General features: G+C 42.6%; 3 protein-coding genes and 1 pseudogene. All 4 read right to left on the bottom strand.

Annotated elements, in window-relative coordinates:
- Window positions 1–559: pseudogene (locus STRDD10_RS11100) on the bottom strand (sensor histidine kinase); the annotation flags it as partial.
- Window positions 559–1,296 carry an ABC transporter permease gene (locus tag STRDD10_RS04290; RefSeq protein ID WP_067193416.1) on the bottom strand — a complete coding sequence of 246 codons (738 nt, stop codon included), beginning with the start codon at window positions 1,294–1,296 and terminating at the stop codon, window positions 559–561. The pseudogene STRDD10_RS11100 and the gene STRDD10_RS04290, both read right to left, overlap by 1 nt.
- A gap of 1 nt (window position 1,297) precedes the next feature.
- Window positions 1,298–2,182, bottom strand: coding sequence for an ABC transporter ATP-binding protein (locus STRDD10_RS04285; RefSeq protein WP_067193414.1), 885 nt, complete (start codon window positions 2,180–2,182; stop codon window positions 1,298–1,300).
- Window positions 2,169–2,363: a hypothetical protein gene (locus STRDD10_RS04280; protein WP_067193412.1), complete on the bottom strand. Its 195-nt coding sequence runs from the start codon at window positions 2,361–2,363 to the stop codon at window positions 2,169–2,171. The genes STRDD10_RS04285 and STRDD10_RS04280 overlap by 14 nt, the downstream gene beginning before the upstream one ends.
- Window positions 2,364–2,504 lie beyond the last annotated feature (141 nt).

Genomic DNA, 2,504 nt, shown 5'->3' with positions numbered 1-2,504 from the left:
AACTATCGTGCAAATCCTGGCCAATCCGACTGCGTTCATTTTCAGCTAACCAGAGATTGATCTGGGCGTTTTGTTTGACTTGAGCTTCTTTCAAATCTTCGACAATGCGTATCCGAACCAAGCCCAAGGTCATCAAATTAACAAAAGCAAGAATTCCTATGATGGGAGCTAGAAAAACCAGTTCCACCCTTGTTAACAATATGAGTTTCCCTAGAACCAAGCCTTGAGCTAAAAGAAAAGTCCAGACATACAAGGAATTCAGTCGGTCCACTCTAAAATGATAATTCAACAAATTGGATAAGAAAAAGAAGAACCAGACATAGTTGCCATAGACAAAAGCGGTATTGCCAGCTACATAAGCTAGCATTACTCCCCAGAAAAAACAGGACAAGCCCTGATTCTCGGTGATTAAAATGCCCAAATAAGCCACTACAAAGAGAAAGTCTATAAGTAAATGCCAGCTAGGAAGTTCCCCAATCAAAACAGAAACAAGGGGGAAAATCGTAAAAATCAAACTGCCCCAAAACATATAGTGAATGCTTTTTAGTCGTTCAAGCATTAAGAGTTCTCCTTACGATTTTGAAGGTAGAGAGTCAAGCCAAATAAAACTGCTGAAAACACTAGTAGATAAAGGCTAGCTGAGAGATTGAGGCCTTCTTCATTTAAGAAAGTCTTAAGCAATTCCATCAACTGGTAGCTTGGTAGACACTGACCAATAGCCTGCATCCAGTCTGGAAATAGGGTAATCGGCATCCAGAGACCCCCTAAAACAGCCAAGCCCATATAGAGAAGATTTCCTACAATTGACATGAGTTGACTCGTTGGTAGCAGTGTCAAGACCAAGCCAAGTGCCACAAAAGCAATGCTCCCCACAATCAGTAAGAGTGCAGCACCAACCCAGCTTCCTAAGGGCATAGACACTCCTCTGACCCAATGACCAACTGAGAAAACAACTAGAATGGAAACCAAATAATCCACCATCATGCTCCCTATCTTTGATAGGTAATATTCTACCATATTTACCGGACTATGGCGCAATGTTTTTTGCCAATTATTGAGTTTATCCGTATGCAAGACTGCTGGAAAAGAAAAGATAGCGGTTGACATCATAGAAAAGGCGGTCATAGAAAGAAGGTAGTCCCGCATAAAGTGGCTAGGGCCTCCGGGACTCTCCCGGTAAAGACCTGAAAAGAATAAATAAAAGGCTGTCGGCATGCCGACGGATAGTAGATAGTAGACAACTTGCCGTTTGGTTAATAGGTATTCGACCTTGCAGAGTGCGATCCAGCGCTTCATCTTAGGCTTCTCCTTTCTGTGTTTCCTCAAAAATGGTATCCAATAAACTACGGTTGGTTACTTCGATCTCCTGTATGCTACAGCCTACTTGAACCAAGCTATCCCAGAAGGCATCTGCTTGTCGGGTAACGACTTGCAGGGCATCTTGTTTTTGCGACCATTTCTCAACCAAGCGAGAATGCTCCACGACTTCCCTGTAATCAAGGGGCAGAATAAAGTGCTTTTCGGTCTCCTCACTGCGCATGGTCAGAGGCGTCGTATCTCGGATTAACTCCCCTTGGTGCAAGACTAAGATCCGATCAGCAGTATGCTCCACTTCCTCAATATAATGGGAAGAATAGAGAATGGTAACACCTTGTGATTTTAGATCTTGAATCATTTTCCAAAAACGTTGACGGGTCGAAGTATCCATGGCAGCAGTTGGCTCATCCAAAAAGACTAACTTTGGTCGACCAATCAAGATCAAGACAAAAGAAAACAGTCGTTTTTGCCCACCCGATAATTTTTCGGCTAGTTGATTTTTCTGTTCCTCGTCAAACTGCAATAGTTGATCGATTTCTTGAGTGCTCAAAGGATTTGGATAGATACTTTGAAAGAAAGCAATCAACTCTTTGACCTTTAATTTCTGGACAATGACATTTTCTTGGGGGAGATAGGCTCTGGTGTAGTCTAACTTAGAACTCGTTACTGGCAAACCTTGGATAGATACGTGGCCGCTGGTGATCAGTTTATCCCCAAGCAAGCAATCCAAGAGCGTTGTCTTCCCAGCACCATTGGGCCCAATCAGGGCGACACATTCCCCTTCATCCACTTCAAAGGAAATCTCCTTCAGAACTGCCTTATCCTTGAAACGTTTATTTAATTCGTCTACCTTAATTATGTTCATGATATTCTCCTTTCAGCCACTCCTTTCCCATCGGAAAGGTGATAAAAACCATAAATCCTAGACCCCAAGCACCGCGAATGACTTGGCCAAGGAAGGCTTGATCAAACCACCCTGTAACCATTTCGACCCACCATCCCACTAGTGACAGTCCAATAAAGAGATAGAGAATCGCTTTTTTCATTTTTCAAACTCCTTTTTCACATCTGAGACCAATTTCAAACCTTCTCGGATCAACCAAGACATCATACCAAATCCTGCAAATAACTCCCAAGGAAAATGATAGAAGCCTTCGTCCAATCCTGAAAACATGAGATAATACTCA

Origin of the sequence: Streptococcus sp. DD10, from assembly GCF_001578805.1 — a bacterium.
Lineage (GTDB): Bacteria > Bacillota > Bacilli > Lactobacillales > Streptococcaceae > Streptococcus.
The sequence above is the reverse complement of the archived record's forward strand: the minus strand, read 5'-3'. Positions and strand labels throughout refer to the sequence as shown.